Raw genomic sequence first — 21,423 nt, 5'->3', positions numbered from 1 at the left:
TTTGTCAATTTCTATAGTAAAACTTTCCAGACTGTTTCTGTTCTCTGTCTAACCTGCTTTCCAGTTTGTTTACTCTGGGTCTCATGCTTGTCTCGTCTCTTCTATATGTCATGTCCAGTGATCTCAAGAATTCATTCATGCCATCCACCTTTGGTTTTGGAGTTGTTGCGTGACCTTCTCTTCCAGGTGTTCCATGGAATATGACAATTGAATCAGAGATCAAATCCATAAGCTGAATATCATGATCAACTATAATTGCAGACTTGCCATAAGATCTCACAAATCTCTGAATAAGTTTTGCTACTGCTATTCTGTCCTCTACATCTAAGAACGCAGAAGGTTCATCAAGTGCATAGACATCAACTTTCTGTAAAAGGCATGCCCCAATCGCCACCTTTTGAAGTTCTCCACCAGACAAGTTTTTGACAGACTTGTTGTATAGTTTTTTTATCTTCATAGGGTTGATTATGATTTCTTCTTCTGGGGTTTCTTGTATTGATCCGCCGTATGCTTTCTCAAGAAGAGAAATTACTTCAATGTCAAAGTCATTTGTTAGATATTGTGGTTTGTAGGCAATCTTTACCTTGGTTTCTATATTTCCAACATCTGGCTTTTCAACACCTGCTATCATCTTCATCATGGTTGTTTTCCCTAATGCATTGGCTCCGACAATGCCCAAGACCTCGCTTTTCTTAACCCTGCCTGCCTCAATTGATAAAGAAAAGTTTGCGAATTTCTTCTCTAGATTTGGATAATTGATGATATTTTCAATTGTAATAAATTCATCTGTTGATGTGGATGCATCAAACTTGAATGCAGCATCTCTGAATCTGACATTCTCGTTTGGAAGATAACCGTCAAGAAATACGTTAATTCCGACCTTGGTAGAAAGCATATTTGCAACTATGCCATATGCTGCGGGCTCGCCATAAAGGATCTCGATAAAATCACTCAGATAATCTAGCAGTGTTAGATCATGTTCTACTACCATGACACTTTTTCCAGCCTTGGCAAGGTCCTGGATTACTCTTGCAACTCCAATTCTCTGAAAGACATCATTGTACGATGATGGTTCATCAAAGAAATAAAAGTCGGATTCTCTTGATGCTGCAACTGCAACTGCAATTCTTTGTAACTCTCCTCCACTCAAGTCTGTAATCTTATTTTCCAAAGAATTTTGCAAGCCAAGTTGTTGTATTAGATCTCGTGCCTTTCCACGTTCATCATATTTTTCTAAAAGTTCTTTTGCATTTCCATCAAATACCTTTGCCAAGTTGTATACTTGCTGAGGTTTTATGGATGCCTTTAACTCGTTATTTGCTATTTTTTCAAAATGCGGTTTAAGCTCAGTACCTTGAAAGTGTTTTAAAATTTGACTCCATTCTGGAGGTGTGGCATAATTTCCCAAGTTTGGTCTCAAGTTTCCAGATAATATGCTAACTACAGTACTCTTTCCTATACCGTTTCTTCCCAGAAGGCCCATGACCTGACCTTTTTTCAAACTTGGGATTCTGTAAAGCCTGAATGCGTTTTGACCGTACTGATGAATCTTATCTGTCTTTAGTTCTTCTGCTAAATTGACAATCGTTATTGCATCAAACGGACAAACCTTGACACAAATTCCACATCCATTACAAATATTTTCATCAATCTGGGCCTTGGCAGTTTCTTCATTTAGTATTATACAGTCTGAACCCATCTTGTTTACTGGACAATATTTGATACATTCTAGACCGCATTTTTTGGTTTGGCAATTTTCCTTGTCAAGTACTGCAACTCGATGAGTCATACGTACTTACTTTTTTTCTTAATTTATATCTCTATCAAGGGCTCTGCTAACTTATCGAGAACATAGGGTCTCGACAAGTTAGCAGAACCCTATCAAGCAAGATTAATACATAACATTAGAAACCAAAGAAACTAAGCCGGCCACAGCGTTGGGGTCCGACCCGGTCCCATACCGAACCCGGAAGTCAAACCCAATGTCGCTACTGTGTTACTAAGGTGCGAGAGCCCTTGGGAAGCAGTAGTGCTGGCGCCTTTTACTATTCTAAAGCAACAGAATTGGGAGACGCATTCCATGTAGTTTCTATGGGTGTATTTTTGTCAAAGCCTCGTTTTTGTGCATCATCTGGAAAGTTATCGATGTATTCTGATACTAGATCTCTTACGATTCTATCTACTTCTGTAACTGAAGATACATCTATGAATAATGACTGTATTTCATTGCATCCTATGACATAGCCATTTGCGTTAGGTGTTATGGTAAAGGTAATTTTGTGTAGTTTTTGGTTATTTGTCATATACTGTATATGTTTACAAAACCTAAAAAAGATCACGATCAGTTACTGATACTATGAGTAACTGTAGCATATGCGGAGAAAAATTCTCTGATGACATTAGGTTCTTAAACCACATGATGGAAAAACATGGATTTCGAAATCCAAATGTTGGAACGCCTGATAGAAACAGTCGAGGATATTAGTTTTTAGAACTTTATTGTTATTTTTTTACTGTTGGAAAATAAACTTCTTGTTCTCATGAAAAAAGCCTTTGGTGTTTTGCAATCTTGACTATAATTAGAAGATGAATGATAGTTTAGATGTTCTCTTGATCTACTGGTTAAGATATTGAAAAAGAGTGGTAAGATTGCTGCCCTTCCTCCATATGCTGTATTTTTTTCCATGAACCAGAACATTTTGGTAGAATCATAATTGCAATCAAAAACCTCTGATTTTATTTTCATCCCGATGTCAGAATAATGACCAACAATCAAGATCTTGTCTTTAGCAAAGATGTGTATAACACTTGCAAATTTAGAACAAAGGTAGCATCTGTCATCATAAATGACAAGAGGGAAGAGATCTCTTATATTCATATTTTTTCTACGTTGACTTTGGATTAATATTTTGTGAAATAACTTTTTATTTACTTCAAACGCGTTAAAAAACATGAATTTGAATTCTAGTAGAAATTTTAAGATTCAAATTTTGGAATGAGCATGACCTTAAATTATTATCATATCTTCAAAAAAGTAAAAGAAGCACGGAAACTTGTGATTAAAGGAATCACTGCTGCTGGCTCTGGCCATCCCGGAGGTTCATTCTCAATGGCAGAGATCCTGGGCTGTATGTATTTCAAATTCTTAAACTATGACCCGAAAAATCCTCTATGGGAAGACCGGGATAGGCTTGTGTTATCAAAAGGTCATGCCTCGCCTGGTTTGTTTTCTAATCTTGCTGTATCTGGATTTTTTGCTAAATCTGAAATGGAGACTCTGAGAAAATTTGGAAGCAAATTACAAGGTCACCCTGATTTTAAGTGTCCCGGAGTTGAATTTTGTGGCGGATCACTTGGATTAGGATTGTCATTTTCTATTGGAATGGCGCTGGCTGCACGAATTGACGGAAAAAATCATCACATCTATACAATAATTGGTGATGGTGAATCTGATGAAGGACAAATTTGGGAGGCTGCCATGACTGCACCCAAATACAAAGTGGACAATCTAACAGTTTTCTTGGATAGAAACTTCATTCAACAAGATGACTATACGGAAAGAGTAATGCCTCTTGATGAAGAACTTGTAAGTGATGATATTTCTGAGATGTGGAAAAATGCTGCAAGATGGAAGGTGGGGGATAAATGGAGATCTTTTGGATGGAATGTCTTAGAAATAGATGGTCATCGCATAGAACAGATCTCCAAAGCAGTAAATTCTGCTTTACAAACTAAGGGAGCTCCATCGATTATCATTTCTCGTACTATAAAAGGTAAATCTGTAGAACACATGGAAGATAACCCAAAATGGCATGGCGTTGCACCGAATTCGCAGATGTCTCCAATAATTGATCTAGAATTAGATTGTCAATTTTTGATATCTCCATCTATAATTGCAGGAGATATGACTAATTTGGAAAACGAAGTAAAGAGAGCATCTCTTGCAAGAGCAGACTTTATTCACCTTGATGTGATGGATGGTGTGTTTGTACCAAATAAGACATTTGATCACGAAAAAATAAAACAACTAAGACCGATTACCCCAATTCCTTTTGACACACATCTTATGATAACAGAACCAGTAAAGCATGTAAAAAACTATGTCGATGCAGGATCTGACATAATTACAGTACATGCTGAAGTCTGCAACGAATCAAGTTTTGGAGAAATTCATGATATTCTACGCTCAAATTCTGTAAGTGTTGGACTTGCAATCAATCCTGATACGGAGCTACCTCAGTGGTCTGAAAAATTTATTCCAGATTTGGATCAGCTAATAATAATGTCGGTGATTCCAGGAAAATCAGGCCAGAAATATATGGAATCTACACATGAAAAGACACAACGAATAGCCAAACTCCTGTCTGAACAAAAATTTGATGGTCTTATTGAGGCAGACGGGGGGGTGGATTTGACAAATGTGGAATCATGTTTCTTTGATGGTTCAAGAGTATTCGTAGGCGGAAGCGCAATAATAGGACAAAAAGATGTCAGATCCACAATTGTTGAATTCAGAAGGAAACTAATGCATGCAAGAAGAAAACTCTTGATTAACAAGGCGTACAGTCTTGGAGGCACTGATCTTGTAAAAAAATGGATAGATCTACATGAGGTAGGTAAAAAGAAGACTGAACTTTTACAAATAGCACAGGAGGCAGGTTTTACATGACAGAATTTGCTGACATGAGAACCGTTTATGGTGAAACACTCATCAAGTTAGGAGATGAAAATCCTGACATTGTAGTAGTTGGCGCGGACACTACAGACTCACTAAAGACAAAACCATTTGGAAAAAAATTCCCAAATAGATTCTTTAATGTTGGCATTGCTGAAGCCAACTTGGTTACCATGGCTGCGGGTCTTGCAAATGAGGGTAAAATTCCATTTGCAAGTACTTATGCTGCCTTTCTTCCTGGCAGGTGTGTTGACCAGATACGTAATGCAATAGCATATCCGTCAAGAAATGGAAAAAATGGATTGAATGTGAAAATGGTTGTATCTCATGGCGGTCTCAGTGTGGGTCCTGATGGAGGCTCTCATCAACAGATTGAAGATATTGCAATAATGAGGGTCATTCCAAATCTCAAGGTCTTTGTTCCTGCTGACACTGTATCTGTGGAAAAACTTACTCGACTTTTTGTACAAGTTTATGGGCCGTGCTATATGAGACTGGCCAGATCAAAAACACCTGTAATTTATTCAAAAGAACAAGAATTCCAGATAGGTAAAGGAATTGTTCTACGAGATGGATCTGATTGTACTCTTGTTGCATGCGGCATAACTGTTAGTATTGCTCTTGAGGCTGCAGACTCTTTAAAGCAAGAAGGAATCTCATGTAGAGTCATTGACATGTTCTCAATCAAACCAATTGATTCTGAAATCTTAGAAAAAGCAGCCCGTGAGACAGGAGGAATAGTTACATGTGAAGAACATAATGTGATGGCAGGGTTTGGTTCTGCAGTTACAGAAACAATCTCTGAAACATATCCTGTTCTTGTAAAACGTATAGGGGTAAAGGATCATTTTGGTGAATCTGCAAGAGATGGTGAGATTCCACTCTTACTTGAAAAACATGGTATTACATCAATTCATATATCTAATGCAGTCAAGTCTATTCGGAGTCAAACCAGATGAAGATATTTCTGGATACTGCTAATATTTCAGCAATAAAGATGTACAACGATATGGGTCTTGTAGATGGAATAACTACAAACCCCTCTCTTATGGCAAAGGAGGGCGGAGATCCCCAAAAAGTTATGGAGGAAATTGTTCAAATTATCAAAGGCGATGTTAGCTTGGAGGTATTAAGCGTAGAAACAAATGGCATGTTGGAAGAAGGTAGGAGACTTAGAAAATATGGCAATAACGTAATAGTGAAATGTCCTCTTACTCCTGATGGTCTAAAAGCTTGTAAGATATTGACATCTGAGAATATCCCAGTAAATGTAACACTTTGCTTCTCTGTAAACCAAGCAATATTGGCAGCAAAAGCCGGTGCAAAATACGTGAGTCCATTTATTGGACGACTTGATGACAATGGACAAGATGGAATGAACCTTATCAAAGAGATACATCAAGTCTTTGAGAATTATAAATTTAGTACACAAATTCTTGTTGCAAGTGTAAGGCATCCTATGCATGTGGTAGAAGCTGCAAAAATCGGAGCTGATGTGGTAACATTGCCCCCTGACATACTGGGAAAAATGCTAAAACATCCTTTAACAGACATTGGCCTGAAAAACTTTCTTGCAGACTGGGAAAAACTCAAAAAAGAAAACCCAAATGTCAAGATCTAACTTCTTTATTTTACCCTAGTGTTTTCCTATCCACTGATATCTATATTCTTCATCAAACAATTCTGATCTGATGTCACTGTTAGATGGTTCTGAACGTATCTTAACTTCGAAAAACCCTAGACTGCCCTTGTATGGAATTGGAACTCTGAGAGCATGTGGTTTTCTAAGGAGAAATCCATATTTGTGACGTAGAAATTCCTCTGTTGCAAAATGTTTGTTATAATCCTCCCTGAGTGCTTTTATGGAATCATATAATTTAACATCATAAATTTCAGCCTTTCCTATTATTACTCCTGTTCTAAGACTAGACCTGTCAATGCCTAATTTCTCGCATGCATTATCCTTGATTTTAATTGGCGCATGAATCAAAAATTCGCCTCTAAACTTTGTATTCCATGTTCTCAACTCTATTGTCTTTTTACCATTAATTATCAAATCAGCATAAGGTTGCGAGACTGATAGACATTTCATTTCAACTAGTTCCTAATACATTCAAAACTCTTTTTGGGATGTCACCTAGTCTGCTTACGGCAAGAGTACGTTCGTAACCTAGTCTTTTGAGGTTGTTTGCAATCACTATTGCATCTCCTGTGTTAGATCCGCAACCTATCGCAACCATCTTTATTCCAATTGATTTGAAGTCTCTTATTATCGAGCGAACTGCATCCGGATCTGAGGGCTCGCCATCTGTCAATGTTAAAAATATATCAGGTTTTTTTGACCGAAGGGATGGTAGTAACATGTTGTAAACTTCAGCTAATGGGGTACTTCCATTTGCTTTTATCTGTACGAGTCTCTTGGCAGAAATATTATTCCATTTTAAATTTTCTGGCTTTATCAACCAACAAATAACTTGTTTTTGTTCTGTGTTAAATGCGTATACTGAAAATTTTACTTTCAAATATTCCAAGACTTGGCATAAGGCAAGTGTTGCTTTTTTGTATTGTATCTCTTGGTTTGCTATGCTAGATGAATGATCAAGAAGTATTACAATCTTGGTCTTGATTGCAATTTTTCTATCTGATAAGAAAGGTTTGTGGCCTTCCATGTGTGACTCTTCATCAAATTCATCTCCTGAAAAAACATGTTCCTCTTTCCACCCTGATTTCCATTCTCTAAATTTTGCCTTTAGGTGATTTATTAAATCTGTATCAATAATCTTTGTCTCATCTACATTTGTTGCAGTGGGAATGTTTACTCCTATCACCTCACTACTCAGTCCTTTGTTCTCTGTTCTCTTTGATTCTTCTAGTAAAACCTTGAATTCGTCAAAGACCTCCTTGCCTTCTACAATTTTGTTCATATCCAGTTCGCCAAAGTCATTTTCGCGGTATTTTGCAATCTTGTTCAAAGTTTTTACAAATTCCTGATCTGAAAGCGCCATTCCAGAACTAATTTTGGGTATTGATATAGGAATGGTTAGGAGTGGATCAATTTCCAGAATTTTGATTATTTCCGGTACCTTTTTTTCAAGCCAATCTGTATCATATTTTTTTTCAATGGATTCCTTGACTATCTCAATAGCTAACTTGCTTGCCTTTTGGACCTTTTCAAATGCACTGGGAGATAGTTCTCCTTTGATGTCTCCTAGCAGAAAATATTGTGAAAAACCTTCTACAATTCTGGTGTTCCCGTATAACGTATTCAATAATGGCCTGTAAAGCCATGAGAGACCATATCTGAAGATAATTTCACTATCCATCCCTTGCCAAACCGCTCTTGCTATGGTCTCAATTCTTCTTGTCTCAAGAGTGTTGAGAATAAAACCAAAGGCATGATCATTACTGAGAATTTTGTTTGAGTATCTAATTCGCATTGCTTCATACCACAGCGCTGTTCTGAACTGTCTATACTTTTGAAAGTCTGTTCCCTGATATCTCTCTAATGGGAACATCATCACTTTGTTTTCTCGTAGCTTTGTATGCACTTCTTTTTGATCAGATATGCTGACCATGACAGATTCTTTCCCAGACCATCTTCTTACAAGAAATGTAGCTATCTCAAGTAATGTGTCATTTCGAAGATGTAATGATTGCATTAACTACCAAACATTGATGTTATGATGTCATTTACTTTTTGGAATTCTACATTACCCCATTGTAGGTATACATTGGCAAATACTGTCTCTGCTGCTTGCCTTGTTCTCATGCCGGAATCAAGTATCTTTGCAAATGCTATTGTTTCACGCAAGCTTGGGGAATAGTACAACTCCTCAACCGCAGCTGCCTGTCGTAAAATGTTTGCTAACTTTATTCCTTGCATGATCTCTTTTTCGTGAGACCCAGAAGAATACTGTTTAACTATCTGAAATTCAATCTCTTCTGGTGGATAATCCAGTCTGAGTCTTATCGGAAATCTACTTAATAATTGAGGCGGGAGCTCTTTTGTACCTACATGTGATAACGGGTTGATTGTAGCAACCACAAACCATTCTTTTGCAGCTTTGATCAATTCCCCACTTGATTCCTTTAGAACGATTTGTCTTCTATCATCTAATGCTTCATCAAGGCGGAGAAGTACATCTGCTTCTGCAGAGTTTATCTCATCTAGATATAACATATTTCCCTCTTTCATGGACTTGACTAGAATTCCTTGTTCAAATCCAATTGCTCCATTCTCCAATGTCTTTGCACCTACTAGGTGACTTTCACGGGTTCTCAAACTGAAATTAATTGACTCAAGATTAATTCCTCGCTTTGCGGCAAATTGTCTCACTAGCGTTGTCTTACCAGTTCCTTTTGGTCCTATTATGAGTACAAACAGGTTAGCTGTATATGCCTTGTCTAAAATCTCAAAGGAATTATTCCAGTCTATGTATAATGATGACTCTGCAAGCATATCTACCTCAAGTCGTATCCTTAATTTAAAAATGTCTTCTGTTTTTGTATCACGGGTGGAAGAATTAACGCTTGAGAGAGTCTGTTGATAAATAATTGTATTACTGTGTATATCTTACTGCTTTCTGTTTTAATATGTGGGGAAAGTGATTTCTAATACTTGTGATAATTTCCTGAGCCTAGACTTCTATCTTTGCAAATGATTCATCTAATATGTGATGCAAGGTTTTCTGCCAAGCGTCAAAACCGTCTGGCTTTTTGGGGAAGTTATAATAATGATCTGTTAATGTTTTGTTCTGCTGTGCAGTAAATCTTAGTGAGTCTGCCAATTTTTTGTTAAGAGCTCCTCTTATCAACATGCCTAGTTTTCCGACTGTTCCAAAGTCTGGGTGCTCTCCCTTGCTGATGGCCTCTACATCCAGTTTTGACAAAAAGTGCTTCATTCCATAGTTTATCTGATCATTTGTAAGCGTCTGAAGCAATCGTCTGAAAACTTCGAGACCTGCTGTTTTGTATCCATAATCATTTATGAAATCAATATTGTATTGCCAAAGGCCTGTTTCACTAACATCGTTGGCCTCAATTGCATTTACAGCGTTTCTACCTAATATGGTAGCTGCAACTATTGCAGGACCAATTCCTCCAGCATCAAGTGGTTTTGGCATCCATGCCGAATCTCCAACAAGCATGTATCCATTTGCCACCAAACAATCATTTTGTCTTCTAACAGAAACTTGCCAGTTGCCTGTTACATTATTGGAATCCATTGCGTCGTCTGATAGCTTTGGATTCTTGATTGCTTTGTTTAGTTTTACATAATCATTGATCAGTTTTGTAACATCGTCATGTGTACCTAGTCTATGATTTCTTTTTATCAATTCTTTTTGTTGCACCCCTAGTCCTATGTTGACCTTGTTTTTTCCTTTTGGAAAGACCCATCCATATCCTCCCGGAGCTATATCCTGATCAAGATGGATTATGCAATAATCAGGATCAAAATCTTTCTTGTCATCTATACCCTGTTCAAATTTCATGATGTGCCTTCCAGTAGATTCCAAATCATCACGGTCTATCTTGCGTTCAATCTTTGAACTTATGGATAAGCCATTTCTTAACATGGATGTAACTCCTGTAGCATCAACTACTATCTTTGCAGTTTTTTTGAATGGCTCGTTTGTAATTAGATTTGTTCCTTCGACTCCAACAACGGTTCCATTGTCGTACAATAAACCTCTTAGTGCCACAGAATATTGAATATTGATTCCTGCCTTTTTTGCATCACGAAGCTGACGTTGAGGAAGCTGTTGCCTATTTAGCATGTATCCATCACCATCAAAGGGAATTGATGTTTCCCTGTCAGGAGAAAATGCCATTACTCCCTTTACTGGATGTTCGATCTCAGGATTACCCCATGCAATTTTGATCCTCTCAGTCATATAGTCTACAGTGTTCTTTCCGACTGCATCTCCACAAACCCATCCGTTGATTGTCTTCTTGCCTATGGTAAGTTCTGGATTTCTATCTATTACTAGAATTGATAATCTTTGTTTAGAATAATATGATGCTGATTGGGCTGCAATCATTCCTGCAAGTCCTCCTCCAGCTACTATGATATCATAATCTGTTTTCACAGCGAAAAAACAGGATCCACTCTATTTAAAAGAACCGTATGAAATAGATCAAAAGGTATTTTGGGTCGGTTCGTCGCGGCTTCCTCACAGCGGATGCTCAGACTGGAGCGGCAAAAATATTACCTCATTCCCTTTTCTCTTTGGTTGATAAATATTATTAAACCATGCTCTGGCTTTACAGATTTTATTCAAGCTGTAAGTAATTCTATGTATTTCTTTGAAATTTGGTCTTTTTTGTAGACTGGCATTTTTATCTTGATCTTTATCGCATTATTTTGTTGCAGACTAATTTCTTTTCGTACAATCTCATTTTTGCCTATTCTTAAAAATAACAACGTATCTTCAAAATGCATCTCTATGTTATCTATTAGTTCATTCATCTGGACCTTTGGGATCTTGGATGCTAGCTTTTTGATAAATTCCTCTGCACGTTTTTTTGCAAGTGTTATCTTGGCAAGTAATATTGTATTTCCATGGTGGCCTAGAGTTCTTTCTGTGATAAACTCGTCCTCCTTTATCTGAAATAACTCAAAGATTGGGTCGAAAATTTTTCTGCCATCTTCTGTGGCATGTAGGATCACCTCGACCGTTACTTCTAACTGGTGTGCCATGCTGTATGTGATATATGAGATGATTATATCTATTAGGCCTGTAACAGAGCAATTTCGCCCTCTGCAGTTCTAATGAGCTTTGCCTTTTCAATTCCAACATGTCTCACATGAACAATTTTCTTGACAGCTGCCATGATGTCTGAGTTTATTTTTCCAAATACTGTAGCCTGGATGAATTGATCTATTGTCATTTCTGGAATAGTTTTTGACATTATTTCTTGAGCAACTAATCTAATTGCATGTTTTCTTGAAGTATTCAATTTTTTCTGTGTCAGCGCAACTATTTTTATCCTAAAGATGTATCCATCTTTGGTCTTGACATCGGCAATAAAACTAATCAATGATGAACCTCGTCTTACAAGACTTCTTAGAAACTCCTTTGCATATTCAAATCTCTTGAAAATTGTAGTTGCTGTTTCTCCTTCTATTTTATGAACTTGGAAATACAATTTGAATTGATGCTGGGAAGGATCTCCTTTTAGTATGTCATGTAATGTAACCTCTATTACTCTGCCTACTGCACTATCATCATCAGTGATTGGAATGTAGGCAATTGGCTTTTTGTCAAATGAAGCAGGAAGCAATACCGTAACCCACTTCTTTTCTCTCCACTTGTCTTTCACTCTTGCAGTCTTTTGGCGTGCCAACTATGATGAACTTCTGAGGCCAAAATATAAGTTGTACGACATTTTAGATTAGGCTAGAGCCTACATATTTTTGTAATGCCTTTGGAACTGTAATATGTCCATCTCTGGTCTGGAAATTTTCTATTATCGCAACCATTGTTCTTGTAGTTGCTACTAGGGTACTGTTCAAAGAATGAAGATATTGCGGTTGTTCATCCGTTCTGTCTCTGAATCTTATTTTTAGTCTTCTTGCTTGAAAATCAAGACAATTAGAGCATGATACTATCTCCCTGTAGTTTCTCTGTCCTGTCATCCATGCTTCTAGATCATAGGTTTTGGCAGAAACTTTGCCCAAGTCTACACTTGATAGCAGCATTATTCTATACGGTATACCTATTTTTTGATAAAATTCTTCTGCAATTGCAAGCATCCTCTCATGTTCGTGCCATGAATCTTCAGGTCTTGTAAATACAAACTGCTCTACTTTTTCAAATTGGTGTACACGAAATATTCCCTTCTGGTCTCTGCCATGTGCACCTGCCTCTTTTCTAAAACATGTGCTAACTCCTGCATATCGTAGGGGTAATTTTTTACCATCAATTATCTCATCTGAATGCATTGATGCCACTGCATGTTCACTTGTTCCTATTAGATAGAGATCTTCACCTTCAATCTTGTAAATTACATCCTCGAAATCTTGGGCAATTATGGCGCCTTCCATGGCAGCTCTGTTTATCAAAAACGGTGTTTGTATTGGGATGTAATTCTTCTCAGACAAAAAATCAAGTGCAAACTGTAATAACGCTTGGTTTAATCTGACAAGTTGATTTTTAAGATAGTAAAATCTTGCTCCTGATACCTTAGCAGCTCTCTCTAAATCTACAAGATCTAGACTCTGTGTCAAATCTATGTGATCTTTTACCTCGAAATCAAAAATGGGTATGTCTCCCCATTTTTTTATTTCTTTGTTTGCAGTTTCATCTTTTCCAATGGGAACTGACTCATGTATCATGTTGGGCAATGTTAGGGAAAGTTTTGTGAATTTCTCTTCTATTTTTATCTGGTCCTCTTCTAGTTTTCTGAGATTGTCTGAAACTATCTGCATTTGGTCTATGAGATTGGATGCATCTTCCTTTACTTTCTTTTTTCTTGCAATTTCTAATGATACTTCATTTTTCTTTTTTCTAAACTCATCCGTTTTCGTAATTAATTCTCTTCTGTACTTATCTAATGAGATCAAATCATCAAGAGGAAATTTGACAGCCCTTGCTTCTAACATATTCCTGATCTTGTCTGGATTATCTCGAAGAAGTTTTGGGTCAAGCATCAACTAGTCACTTTGAGTATAACTTGGGTCTGTTCAAGAACTTCATCAATAGTAGAAATCAATGTTCTTATATTTCCTTTACCCTCAAATGTAAAAATCAGGGATGCCCCATCTTTTTCAATTTTAAAAGAAAGATTTTCTGGAAAATCTACATTATCAGGCTCCAAAGATTTTCTTATGGATTCTGCCTTTTTCTCTGAAAGATTATTCAGAAACACTTGAACTTTGCATTCTAGAGACATTTTTTTCCAAATAATCTAGGAATTCATCCAGTTTGTCTTTTGTAATTCTGGCACCTGCTGCAGCAGCATGGCCTCCTCCAACACCTGATACTCTTGCAGCACATTCTCGCATTAACAACCCTAAATTTACTTCAGATTTACAGCCTGTAGATTTACGTGAAGAGAACTTTATTGTTCCCTCTTCCCCGTTTGTTCTAAGTATGATTATCTTACCCGTATTTTTCTGTGATCCACCAAGAAGCGATGATACTGCACCTGTCATATTTTCAGGTACTAGTCCTTCACCATTTACCATCAAGTAATGACCATTGTCGGTTATTCTCCATCTTTCGCTAGAAAGTGTGTTCATATAGGTTCTCAAAAATGTCCTATACTCCACCAAAATACTTTCGCCCTCTTGTAGCATCTTGGTTCTGTCCCCCATGCAAATTGCTATTCCAACTCCTGCCCTGCGAATTCTACCACAAGAGTTTAGCATCGTTGAAAACTCCCTTGCATCCCGAAGGAAACTCCTCTTATCTTCGCCAGATAGGGTGTATGTGTATCCTACAAGCTCATCCAGTATATCGCTTGCATTTTTAGTCGAAATGTACTTTGATATTGTTTGAAGAAGTATTCGTTTTTCATCTTCTGTTAATTCTGCAGGAACACGCCATCTACTACCATCCTTTAATTTTATTCCTGAGGAATTTAAAAGTGAAAGACATGCATCACGATTCCATGTTAATCCCTCGATGAAAGGTTGTGAGGTAAACGCAAGTGCATCTGGTAATGGTCTTGTCTCCCTACCAACAAGCAAAATATCTAAATCAATTTCGACTTGATTGTTCTTCTTTGCAGTGGATGCAATTTCTAAATTTATTCCCGTAAATGATTTCTTTTCGCCTTGATCCTGGCGATCCCCTAATGCTGCAACTACTGCAATCCATGCTAAATCTGTGTTTTCTTTGTGAAGGGCTTTTGAAACAAGATATGCCATACCGCCTGCTGAAACATCTTTTCCTCCGTCAACATCATATTTCCAAGCATTGATAACTTTTTGATTATCAAATTCTTCCTGTGGTATCTGATGATGATCAACTACTATCCAATCTTCGCCCAACGCCTCGTCGATATCTTTTGCAAATCCTCCGCCAAGATCTGTAATTATGTGAAACTGTCTTGAGTCGCTTTTCATTTTTTCAATAATGTTCTTACTGAATTCATTGACAGTACGTACGGTACATTTTGCGCCTGATCTGATCAAAGATTTTGTAACAATACTACCTGAGGTTATTCCATCACAATCAAGATGGGTAATTACTGAAATATTCTTCCCCGTTTTGATGCAATCGGAAATTCTATCATGAAAATAAGATAATGCTTGATCTAACTTTGCCATTACTCGAGTTGAGCAATGACTGCCTTATATTTCCAAGTTTTGGGTATCTTTCCAATTTTCTTGTAATATGAAGATAGTCTGTGAACCTTTGCCTCTAAAAGTTCAAGCGATCTAACATTTCTTTTATCAGATTTATTCTCCTTCAAATGTTTCTGTAGGCCAAGTGCTTTGTTTACCAAGTTGTTCAAATCTTCAGGCATTTCTGTTTTGACTCCCTTCTGTTCAAGGATTTCTGTAATTGATTTTTTGACAATATGCCTCGTAACTGGTATTGCATATTGATCGCGTAATTTTATTCCAATCCTGCTTGGGGCAAGACCTTCTTTTGCATATTTTACAATCAATTCTTCAATTTCGGCTGGACTCTGTTTTACCCATGTAGGTGTACTAGGAGTGATCGGCCTTGTTGAATGTGATTTACCATGTCTGTGTGAATGAAGTCGACCCACGAACCGCTTGTTTTTCAAGGAAACATAAATGTTACTTGACCCCCTTCAAGTAGTAATTACATAAAAGTTAAATATCTACGAAATCGAATCTCAATTAGGTATTCATATGAAAACACCAATAATTATTGGAACTGTACTGTTGGCTCTATTTGCAGCCACTACATTTGCTCCATTTGCCGCAGCTCAATACACCCCAGGTGGTGGTCTTGGGCTCGAACAGGAGTTGGCATTAGCAAGAGAAAAAGTACAGGCAGTACAAAATAATCCGCATGCAGGTTCAGGTACTCCATATCTTGATGCAAACGGTGTAGTTGGTGCATCAATAATCTCAGGTGGAATATTCGGTGGAATCTTCATTGCCTTTGTAGTAAAAGCAAAGCAAGCGGAAAAAGCAAAGAGAGCTTAGTTCTTCTCTTTTTTCTTATTTTATTAGTCTCGTATTAGATCTCTATTTTTTATCCCATACAGAAATGTATATATCGCACCTAAATTGTTTGGAATCATGATGAGCACGATATTCACTATGCTCGTAGGTATGCTGTCAAACTTTGCAGGTCAGATAGGTCCAAACTATGACCCGCTATTCTATGATGTGATGGTCTACATATTTGCAACCATCATGTTCACAGTATTCCTTCTCGGAGTAATTGCGTTCTGGCTCAGAGTGCACGGTCTCGGTGGCGACACAAGAGAAAGATGGGTTGCAGAACTCAACAAGCACTTTGAAAGAGAAGGCATTGGTCTGATACCAGACAACGGTAAATACTGGTAAAAACCCAAAACTCTTTTTCTTATTTTTAATTTCTTCCCTACTGAGTATTTTGAAATAACTTTGATCCTGGATTGTTTAGCGTATAACTTTGAACTAAATGCCTAGTTTTTAGGCGGTGTAAAGGTTGGTGCTCCTGCATTCTTTGTAACAAACTCTGCCTTGTAATGGACACCGTCTTGTACTACTGTATGAATGAATTCAGATGACTCTACTTCATTTGCATATATTTTTGATTTAGTTTCATCCATGTCTCTTATGGGAAAGCCTGACATCCACAAGAACTGGCCTACCTCAAATGGGTATTTCTTTGTCCATTCACCACTAATAGTTCCATCATCCAGGAAAACCATGGATCTTTTACAGTCCTTCGGTATGTCAGTACTTGTATCAATGGGCCTAACCCATTTTTTACCATCTACCTGAATATCTAGTGTGGCCGATACATGGTATGTGATATCCAATCCATTAACACATTTGTGGTATAGTGGATCTTGTTCTTTGACCTTTGAAACAACTGTGGTACTAATCAAGACAACTGCAACGCCTATGGCTGCTGAAATTGCGAGAAATCTGAGCATTTTTTTGCGTTTTGTCGGATCTCCCATTCCTGGCCAGAACATGACTCTGTTGTGTTTGCTAGATGTATATAGATTAAGATATTTTTTATGATTAAATTAAATTAAATGTGTAAAAGAAATTTAGAGTGAGGAATCGCCGTGTTTTTTGGTTCCTATATCCACCGCATCTTCGACATTGTATATGAAGATCTTTCCTTCTCCAGCTGCTCCTGTACCTGCATGAGTAGTTATTGCATCTATTACTTTAGGTAACTGACTCTCAGTAACAACTACATAGATGAAGGAGTTATCGTTGTGTGTAGCTTCAACACGTCCTCCTCTGCCCGAAGATACCATTTCTCTTGGTCTGGCGCCTCTGCCCTTGACACTAAAATACGTAAATCCGCTTATGTCAAGTGCTGTTAGAGCATTGAAGACTGCGTCCAATTTTTCTTGTGGAAATACAGCCTCGATTTTTTTAAGGGTCATGATTCATTGCACATATGAAATGGTTTTATTAAAATCATTGCTTAAAATATTATAAAATAAAGAATAATATCATAAAAAAACTGTTTTAGGATAAAATACCTTTTATAGATGAAATCCCACTCTTCAAAAGAATGACAGAATCCAAAGCTAGCTACAAAAAAGCAAAAATCGTTGGAAAAGTTCAAGACAAAATTAAGGAAGGAATTGAAAACTATCGTGCAGCAACTGATGCACCACCACGAGTAGATGTTTACGATGTCATTGAGCAAGTCTTTGCAGCAATTAATCCACAAGTAGCTGACGAAGGTAAGATCACAGTAGATGAGGTAAGCGGATGTTTAAGAAATGCATACCTTGATCGAAAGGATCCGTCTGAAAGCAATCATAAACAGATGGTGTCAAAGATAATGCAAAAGAGCGCATTTAGCATCATGGAAAAACCAATTGAAGGTCAGCTTGATGCAGGTTCTAACGTAAAGATTGTCGGTAGAGCTGACCGAGTCGAAGATGAGGTAGTGATGCTCTTTAGAAGTTCAGAAAAATTGCCTGAAATGCCATATCCGGCAGATTTCATACACCTGAACTCCTATTTGTTCATGTTTGACAAACCAGAGGGTGTGATTGTCTACTTTGATAGGGAAGGAAATGAGATGGAATTCAATGTTCCAAAAAGTGAGAGGCTCTTAAATGAAACAAAACGTAGAGCTAAAATTCTCAATACCTTGCTGACAAACAATATTGCTCCAGCAATCGAACCATCTGAAAAATGCATGGAATGTCCTCACAATGAGAAATGTTACTATGCAAATGAAGACAAACAGAAATGGGGATTCTGGGCTCGTGGCAAGTGGCGTGAACTCAAACCTAAACCCTTCCTATAATTACACACTTTTTTCATTTTAATTTTATAAATAGTATCTAGAATGATCTGTGTTTATTTTAGGGATTCAGATTCTTCTGGATTTAGATAAACCTTGGTCTTGTAGGGTTTTTCAGAATCTTTATGGAAATAAAAAATTTTGATACCATGTTCAAAAGGTTTCATTTCTATTTTATCTGTTGATTGAATTGTATTGTCTTCTTGTCTGAGGTATTGGTATAACTCTTCTTTACTCATCTTCATTATTTCGCTTATTCGCTTTCTATTTCCCATTTGATATCATGTATCCTGAACTTATTTAACATCTTAACTTTTCTTATTGGAACGTCTTTTTGTAGTCTAATCATTAAATACAATATCTGCTTGGAATTGAACATGATCAATTCTAAAATTAACTGGTTTGGAGATTTTCTAGGTTTGGGATATCATGTATTTGATGTACGGCCTACCGTATACCTGATATTTGATAATAAAAGAAAACTTGTCAATGCCTGGAATCAGATGATAAAATATTGGCCAGATGATGAGATCAAAATGAGGTTCTTTGAAGGTGATGTTAACTATGAGTTCATACTATGTTGCCAATCTAGAATATTGCAGGAGACAAACGTCTTTTTAAAATCGCTGAAAATTTCTGATCACTACAAACAATTTATGGAGGAATATATCGGTTCTGCATCATTACAGCTTGCAGTCTATTCTCCTAAAAATAAAACATATGAACTTGAAATATTCAAATTCAAAAAGAAGATAACTGATTTAAAATTCCTAAAAAAACAAGATGTTGATGATGATCTTGTTATTTTACAGGCAAGAGAAAAACTAGGTTCTAAAGAAAACTGCTAGTGTTGTGGCCTATGGTTTTTTTAATTTTGATGCTATCAAACCTATCCATAAACTCCAGTCCAAATTTCTAAAAACAAGGGGCTGTCTGTATGGATAATTTGTTACTGTTTTGGTGATTCCAAAATCGTATTTTTTTTCTTTCCCTTTTTCTGTAAATGTAATTCGCAAGAAATCTACTTTTCTTGTTGTTATGCTTCTAACATCTGTTATACAATCCAATGATATTATCCAAGATTTTGGATTCTCAATTAAATCCTCATCAAGATCTGATTCATTGTAGTTTGCAATCTTTCCTATGCTTGCTTTGTCACCCGCAAAATATTGTTCCTTTTCTTTTGTGGTGATCCAGATGTAACGCGGAACAAAAATCACATTTTTGTTTGTAAGGACAAGGATGCCCTCTTTATTTTTGTGAAAGAAACCTGATAATCCTAACGCTATTCCCCAAATCTGAGGAAGGGATGAAATGATGTATTCTTCTTTTTCAAGATTTTCTCTCATATTATTTGTTTAGCATCTTTTGTGAATAAATCAATCTATCTAATAAAATAAAATTACAAAAATGTGGTAAAGGGATTTACTCTAGGCGTGCTCGTGACCTTGACCTTCATATTTGAAGCCATAGGTTCCCCAAGTTTTTCCTTTCTTTGCTAAATTGTACCTGTGAGCTCTTTCACCAAAGTAAATTGCTATTGTCATTGCAAGAGTCACTGCTGTAGCAATGAAGATTTCTATTCCTGCTTCAGTCATGCGTGCACTAGTCTACAAGTTGTATAATAATTTTATTTAGAATTTTTTCTAATTTTATGATACTAAGATCTTTACAGAACTAATATTCTTTGGACATAATATCATAAAAAAACAATTTTAGGATAAAATGCCTTTTATAGATGCGAAACATCTCTATCGAAAGATGCTGGAGACAATTTCTAAATCGCCAATGCAGATAGTAACAAAACACAAATGGCCGGTAGTTTTTGTGCTCGCAGGCTTAATAGTCGGGTTATCTGGATTCACGGCAATACAAGATGCACACGCTCAATTTGGTCCGTTAGGAAATCTAGCGGATCCTAACAAAACACACGAGATTCACTGTGCTATGCCGATGACTCCACCAGGTAACGGAACATTCGGTGGAAGTAATGCCCCCTGTATAGACACAGGAGATACAACCTTCATGTACGCAGCAGCAGTCTTCGTCATGATAATGACTCCTGGTGGTGTGGGATTCTTGTATGGAGGTCTTACAAGAAGAAAGCACTCTCTAACCGTGATGTTACAAGCATTCATGGTCTATGCAATTGTCAGTGTTCAATGGGTAATCTTTGGATACTCGATAATGTTTGGTCCATCTGCTGATCCTGTTGGATTTATCGGAAACCTTGACTGGGTAGGCTTGAATAACGTATCGCACAATGCGCCAGCCGATGTATATGCTCCAACTATTCCTCACCTGGCCTATGTGATGTTCCAGCTCATGTTCGCTGCCATTACTCCGTCATTAGCCATTGCTGGTTATGCTGATAGAGTAAAGATGAGTGCATTCCTGATACACATCGTATTATGGACCACTTTCATCTATGATGTTGCAGGACATGCTAACTGGTCTCTTGGAAGTCAGGGTACCTCACTTGGCTGGCTAGCCAAGATGGGTGCAGAAGACTTTGCAGGAGGAACCGTCATTCACATCACCTCAGGATTTGCTGGTTTAGCTACCGCAATGTTCTTGGGACGAAGAATAGGATATGGAAAGGCACCATTTGAACCACACTCAATTCCGCTTATAATTTTGGGTGCATCATTACTTTGGTTCGGATGGTTTGGTTTCAACCCTGGTAGTGCAGGATTTGCTGGTTTCCTTGAAACACAAGCATTCCAGAATACCAACATCGCAACTGCGGTTGCGGCAATATGGTGGATGTTCTTAAGCTGGGCACACACAGGAAAGACTAGCGCCATCGGTGCAGTTAATGGAGCTGTTGCTGGACTTGTAGCAATTACACCAGCCTCTGGTTTCATTGGAACATGGGCATCAATAATAGTAGGATTTGCATGTGCAACAGTATGCTTCTACTGTGTATTAATCAAGAACAGGGCAAGAATAGATGATGCCTTGGATACTTGGGGTGTACACGGAATGGGCGGTGTTGTAGGTGCATTACTAACAGGTGCATTCAGTGAAGTCAGAATCAATCCATATGCACATAACGGTCTCTTCTTTGGAAATCCAATGCAGTTTGTAATTAACAGCATGGGTGCAGGATTTGGTGCAGCTTGGTCATTTGGCCTAACTTACATCATCTGGAGAATCCAAGATGCAATTTGGCCAGGTGGTGTTAGAGTCACACCAAAAGAAGAAGAAATAGGATTGGACATATCTCAAGTAGGCGAAAGAGCATACTCTGGATTTGCAGAGTAAAACATTCCCATCTTTTTCATTTTTATCTTTTGTACAACTAGTAACTGTTGATTGTAATTG

At 37.4% G+C, this 21,423-nt stretch carries 27 protein-coding genes and 1 rRNA gene; 10 read left to right on the top strand and 18 right to left on the bottom strand.

Annotated elements, in window-relative coordinates; genetic code table 11:
• Positions 1-4: 4 nt before the first annotated feature.
• Complete coding sequence (locus BQ3481_RS07300) at positions 5-1,789, bottom strand: ribosome biogenesis/translation initiation ATPase RLI (RefSeq protein WP_157927684.1); 1,785 nt, start codon at positions 1,787-1,789, stop codon at positions 5-7.
• 132 nt (positions 1,790-1,921) lie between these two features.
• On the opposite strand from BQ3481_RS07300, the gene rrf reads away from it, so the two are divergent.
• Positions 1,922-2,041, top strand: a 5S ribosomal RNA gene (gene rrf, locus BQ3481_RS07295).
• A 4-nt stretch (positions 2,042-2,045) separates the two neighbouring features.
• On the opposite strand, the gene BQ3481_RS07290 is transcribed toward rrf, so the two are convergent.
• A complete protein-coding gene (locus BQ3481_RS07290) occupies positions 2,046-2,303 on the bottom strand; it encodes a hypothetical protein (RefSeq protein ID WP_157927683.1) in 258 nt (85 codons plus the stop codon).
• A gap of 53 nt (positions 2,304-2,356) precedes the next feature.
• Between BQ3481_RS07290 and BQ3481_RS11870 the strand changes: the two genes are divergently transcribed.
• Entirely contained in the window at positions 2,357-2,485 is a 129-nt protein-coding gene (locus tag BQ3481_RS11870; protein WP_255408283.1) for a hypothetical protein, read from the top strand.
• Positions 2,486-2,488: 3 nt separating this feature from the next.
• Here the strand turns inward: BQ3481_RS11870 and BQ3481_RS07285 are convergent, their stop codons facing one another.
• A complete protein-coding gene (locus BQ3481_RS07285) occupies positions 2,489-2,878 on the bottom strand; it encodes a hypothetical protein (protein WP_157927682.1) in 390 nt (129 codons plus the stop codon).
• Positions 2,879-3,001: 123 nt separating this feature from the next.
• On the opposite strand from BQ3481_RS07285, the gene BQ3481_RS07280 reads away from it, so the two are divergent.
• From BQ3481_RS07280 to fsa, 3 genes are read left to right on the top strand one after another with little or no spacing between them, the layout of a single operon-like run.
• The gene (locus BQ3481_RS07280; RefSeq protein ID WP_157927681.1) at positions 3,002-4,669 is read left to right on the top strand and encodes a ribulose-phosphate 3-epimerase; all 1,668 of its coding nucleotides are present in this window, start codon (positions 3,002-3,004) and stop codon (positions 4,667-4,669) included.
• Entirely contained in the window at positions 4,666-5,634 is a 969-nt protein-coding gene (locus BQ3481_RS07275) for a transketolase family protein (RefSeq protein WP_157927680.1), read from the top strand. Before BQ3481_RS07280 ends, BQ3481_RS07275 begins: the two co-directional genes overlap by 4 nt.
• Positions 5,631-6,296: a fructose-6-phosphate aldolase gene (gene fsa, locus BQ3481_RS07270; protein ID WP_157927679.1), complete on the top strand. Its 666-nt coding sequence runs from the start codon at positions 5,631-5,633 to the stop codon at positions 6,294-6,296. The genes BQ3481_RS07275 and fsa overlap by 4 nt, the downstream gene beginning before the upstream one ends.
• Positions 6,297-6,311: 15 nt before the next feature.
• Here the strand turns inward: fsa and BQ3481_RS07265 are convergent, their stop codons facing one another.
• The 10 genes from BQ3481_RS07265 to BQ3481_RS07220 form a co-directional block, all read right to left on the bottom strand.
• Complete coding sequence (locus BQ3481_RS07265; RefSeq protein WP_157927678.1) at positions 6,312-6,767, bottom strand: ASCH domain-containing protein; 456 nt, start codon at positions 6,765-6,767, stop codon at positions 6,312-6,314.
• Position 6,768: 1 nt separating this feature from the next.
• Positions 6,769-8,334: a vWA domain-containing protein gene (locus BQ3481_RS07260; protein WP_157927677.1), complete on the bottom strand. Its 1,566-nt coding sequence runs from the start codon at positions 8,332-8,334 to the stop codon at positions 6,769-6,771.
• The gene (locus BQ3481_RS07255; protein WP_157927676.1) at positions 8,334-9,134 is read right to left on the bottom strand and encodes an AAA family ATPase; all 801 of its coding nucleotides are present in this window, start codon (positions 9,132-9,134) and stop codon (positions 8,334-8,336) included. The genes BQ3481_RS07260 and BQ3481_RS07255 overlap by 1 nt, the downstream gene beginning before the upstream one ends.
• 178 nt (positions 9,135-9,312) lie before the next feature.
• Positions 9,313-10,716 (bottom strand): NAD(P)/FAD-dependent oxidoreductase, encoded by a 1,404-nt coding sequence (locus BQ3481_RS07250; protein WP_157928507.1) that lies wholly within the window; start codon positions 10,714-10,716, stop codon positions 9,313-9,315.
• A 236-nt stretch (positions 10,717-10,952) separates the two neighbouring features.
• On the bottom strand, positions 10,953-11,375 hold the full coding sequence (locus BQ3481_RS07245) for an RNA-binding domain-containing protein (protein ID WP_157927675.1): 423 nt from the start codon (positions 11,373-11,375) through the stop codon (positions 10,953-10,955).
• A gap of 32 nt (positions 11,376-11,407) precedes the next feature.
• On the bottom strand, positions 11,408-12,022 hold the full coding sequence (locus tag BQ3481_RS07240; protein WP_157927674.1) for a 30S ribosomal protein S3ae: 615 nt from the start codon (positions 12,020-12,022) through the stop codon (positions 11,408-11,410).
• Between the two features lie 43 nt (positions 12,023-12,065).
• A complete protein-coding gene (gene serS, locus BQ3481_RS07235) occupies positions 12,066-13,328 on the bottom strand; it encodes a serine--tRNA ligase (protein WP_157927673.1) in 1,263 nt (420 codons plus the stop codon).
• A complete protein-coding gene (locus BQ3481_RS07230; protein WP_157927672.1) occupies positions 13,328-13,570 on the bottom strand; it encodes a KEOPS complex subunit Pcc1 in 243 nt (80 codons plus the stop codon). Before BQ3481_RS07230 ends, serS begins: the two co-directional genes overlap by 1 nt.
• Complete coding sequence (locus BQ3481_RS07225) at positions 13,533-14,951, bottom strand: DHHA1 domain-containing protein (protein ID WP_157927671.1); 1,419 nt, start codon at positions 14,949-14,951, stop codon at positions 13,533-13,535. The genes BQ3481_RS07230 and BQ3481_RS07225 overlap by 38 nt, the downstream gene beginning before the upstream one ends.
• Positions 14,951-15,400 (bottom strand): 30S ribosomal protein S15, encoded by a 450-nt coding sequence (locus BQ3481_RS07220; RefSeq protein WP_157927670.1) that lies wholly within the window; start codon positions 15,398-15,400, stop codon positions 14,951-14,953. The genes BQ3481_RS07225 and BQ3481_RS07220 overlap by 1 nt, the downstream gene beginning before the upstream one ends.
• A gap of 106 nt (positions 15,401-15,506) precedes the next feature.
• Here BQ3481_RS07220 and BQ3481_RS07215 point away from each other — a divergent pair, with 106 nt between their 5' ends.
• Together BQ3481_RS07215 and BQ3481_RS07210 are read left to right on the top strand one after the other, a co-directional pair.
• Complete coding sequence (locus BQ3481_RS07215; protein WP_157927669.1) at positions 15,507-15,806, top strand: hypothetical protein; 300 nt, start codon at positions 15,507-15,509, stop codon at positions 15,804-15,806.
• Between the two features lie 99 nt (positions 15,807-15,905).
• A complete protein-coding gene (locus tag BQ3481_RS07210) occupies positions 15,906-16,172 on the top strand; it encodes a hypothetical protein (RefSeq protein ID WP_101010026.1) in 267 nt (88 codons plus the stop codon).
• A gap of 101 nt (positions 16,173-16,273) precedes the next feature.
• Here the strand turns inward: BQ3481_RS07210 and BQ3481_RS07205 are convergent, their stop codons facing one another.
• Positions 16,274-16,792 carry a hypothetical protein gene (locus tag BQ3481_RS07205; protein ID WP_157927668.1) on the bottom strand — a complete coding sequence of 173 codons (519 nt, stop codon included), beginning with the start codon at positions 16,790-16,792 and terminating at the stop codon, positions 16,274-16,276.
• Between the two features lie 78 nt (positions 16,793-16,870).
• Positions 16,871-17,218, bottom strand: a complete 348-nt coding sequence (locus BQ3481_RS07200) for a P-II family nitrogen regulator (RefSeq protein ID WP_157927667.1) — start codon at positions 17,216-17,218, stop codon at positions 16,871-16,873.
• A gap of 131 nt (positions 17,219-17,349) precedes the next feature.
• Between BQ3481_RS07200 and BQ3481_RS07195 the strand changes: the two genes are divergently transcribed.
• Entirely contained in the window at positions 17,350-18,099 is a 750-nt protein-coding gene (locus BQ3481_RS07195) for a PD-(D/E)XK nuclease family protein (RefSeq protein ID WP_157927666.1), read from the top strand.
• A 53-nt stretch (positions 18,100-18,152) separates the two neighbouring features.
• Here the strand turns inward: BQ3481_RS07195 and BQ3481_RS07190 are convergent, their stop codons facing one another.
• Complete coding sequence (locus BQ3481_RS07190) at positions 18,153-18,371, bottom strand: hypothetical protein (RefSeq protein WP_157927665.1); 219 nt, start codon at positions 18,369-18,371, stop codon at positions 18,153-18,155.
• Between the two features lie 102 nt (positions 18,372-18,473).
• Here BQ3481_RS07190 and BQ3481_RS07185 point away from each other — a divergent pair, with 102 nt between their 5' ends.
• Entirely contained in the window at positions 18,474-18,944 is a 471-nt protein-coding gene (locus BQ3481_RS07185; protein WP_157927664.1) for a hypothetical protein, read from the top strand.
• Positions 18,945-18,953: 9 nt separating this feature from the next.
• Here the strand turns inward: BQ3481_RS07185 and BQ3481_RS07180 are convergent, their stop codons facing one another.
• Both BQ3481_RS07180 and BQ3481_RS07175 read right to left on the bottom strand, forming a co-directional pair.
• Positions 18,954-19,445 carry a hypothetical protein gene (locus BQ3481_RS07180; protein WP_157927663.1) on the bottom strand — a complete coding sequence of 164 codons (492 nt, stop codon included), beginning with the start codon at positions 19,443-19,445 and terminating at the stop codon, positions 18,954-18,956.
• Between the two features lie 81 nt (positions 19,446-19,526).
• Positions 19,527-19,694 (bottom strand): hypothetical protein, encoded by a 168-nt coding sequence (locus BQ3481_RS07175; protein WP_157927662.1) that lies wholly within the window; start codon positions 19,692-19,694, stop codon positions 19,527-19,529.
• A gap of 163 nt (positions 19,695-19,857) precedes the next feature.
• On the opposite strand from BQ3481_RS07175, the gene BQ3481_RS07170 reads away from it, so the two are divergent.
• The gene (locus BQ3481_RS07170) at positions 19,858-21,363 is read left to right on the top strand and encodes an ammonium transporter (protein ID WP_157927661.1); all 1,506 of its coding nucleotides are present in this window, start codon (positions 19,858-19,860) and stop codon (positions 21,361-21,363) included.
• Positions 21,364-21,423: the final 60 nt, after the last annotated feature.

It is taken from the genome of Candidatus Nitrosotalea okcheonensis (assembly GCF_900177045.1).
GTDB classification, from domain to species: Archaea; Thermoproteota; Nitrososphaeria; order Nitrososphaerales; family Nitrosopumilaceae; genus Nitrosotalea; species Nitrosotalea okcheonensis.
This window is presented reverse-complemented; position numbering and strand designations above follow the sequence as displayed.

Coding starts and splice junctions, on each gene's coding strand:
- BQ3481_RS07215 (WP_157927669.1), top strand. CDS start 15,507: ATGAAAACACCAATAATTATTGGAACTGTACTGTTGGCTCTATTTGCA.
- fsa (WP_157927679.1), top strand. CDS start 5,631: ATGAAGATATTTCTGGATACTGCTAATATTTCAGCAATAAAGATGTAC.
- BQ3481_RS07170 (WP_157927661.1), top strand. CDS start 19,858: ATGCTGGAGACAATTTCTAAATCGCCAATGCAGATAGTAACAAAACAC.
- BQ3481_RS07255 (WP_157927676.1), bottom strand. CDS start 9,134: ATGCTTGCAGAGTCATCATTATACATAGACTGGAATAATTCCTTTGAG.
- BQ3481_RS07245 (WP_157927675.1), bottom strand. CDS start 11,375: ATGGCACACCAGTTAGAAGTAACGGTCGAGGTGATCCTACATGCCACA.
- BQ3481_RS07210 (WP_101010026.1), top strand. CDS start 15,906: ATGAGCACGATATTCACTATGCTCGTAGGTATGCTGTCAAACTTTGCA.
- BQ3481_RS07300 (WP_157927684.1), bottom strand. CDS start 1,789: ATGACTCATCGAGTTGCAGTACTTGACAAGGAAAATTGCCAAACCAAA.
- serS (WP_157927673.1), bottom strand. CDS start 13,328: ATGCTTGACCCAAAACTTCTTCGAGATAATCCAGACAAGATCAGGAAT.
- BQ3481_RS07230 (WP_157927672.1), bottom strand. CDS start 13,570: ATGTCTCTAGAATGCAAAGTTCAAGTGTTTCTGAATAATCTTTCAGAG.
- BQ3481_RS07285 (WP_157927682.1), bottom strand. CDS start 2,878: ATGAATATAAGAGATCTCTTCCCTCTTGTCATTTATGATGACAGATGC.
- BQ3481_RS07250 (WP_157928507.1), bottom strand. CDS start 10,716: ATGATTGCAGCCCAATCAGCATCATATTATTCTAAACAAAGATTATCA.
- BQ3481_RS07200 (WP_157927667.1), bottom strand. CDS start 17,218: ATGACCCTTAAAAAAATCGAGGCTGTATTTCCACAAGAAAAATTGGAC.
- BQ3481_RS07195 (WP_157927666.1), top strand. CDS start 17,350: ATGACAGAATCCAAAGCTAGCTACAAAAAAGCAAAAATCGTTGGAAAA.
- BQ3481_RS11870 (WP_255408283.1), top strand. CDS start 2,357: ATGAGTAACTGTAGCATATGCGGAGAAAAATTCTCTGATGACATTAGG.
- BQ3481_RS07275 (WP_157927680.1), top strand. CDS start 4,666: ATGACAGAATTTGCTGACATGAGAACCGTTTATGGTGAAACACTCATC.
- BQ3481_RS07265 (WP_157927678.1), bottom strand. CDS start 6,767: ATGAAATGTCTATCAGTCTCGCAACCTTATGCTGATTTGATAATTAAT.
- BQ3481_RS07180 (WP_157927663.1), bottom strand. CDS start 19,445: ATGAGAGAAAATCTTGAAAAAGAAGAATACATCATTTCATCCCTTCCT.
- BQ3481_RS07290 (WP_157927683.1), bottom strand. CDS start 2,303: ATGACAAATAACCAAAAACTACACAAAATTACCTTTACCATAACACCT.
- BQ3481_RS07205 (WP_157927668.1), bottom strand. CDS start 16,792: ATGTTCTGGCCAGGAATGGGAGATCCGACAAAACGCAAAAAAATGCTC.
- BQ3481_RS07225 (WP_157927671.1), bottom strand. CDS start 14,951: ATGGCAAAGTTAGATCAAGCATTATCTTATTTTCATGATAGAATTTCC.
- BQ3481_RS07185 (WP_157927664.1), top strand. CDS start 18,474: ATGATCAATTCTAAAATTAACTGGTTTGGAGATTTTCTAGGTTTGGGA.
- BQ3481_RS07190 (WP_157927665.1), bottom strand. CDS start 18,371: ATGGGAAATAGAAAGCGAATAAGCGAAATAATGAAGATGAGTAAAGAA.
- BQ3481_RS07280 (WP_157927681.1), top strand. CDS start 3,002: ATGACCTTAAATTATTATCATATCTTCAAAAAAGTAAAAGAAGCACGG.
- BQ3481_RS07175 (WP_157927662.1), bottom strand. CDS start 19,694: ATGACTGAAGCAGGAATAGAAATCTTCATTGCTACAGCAGTGACTCTT.
- BQ3481_RS07260 (WP_157927677.1), bottom strand. CDS start 8,334: ATGCAATCATTACATCTTCGAAATGACACATTACTTGAGATAGCTACA.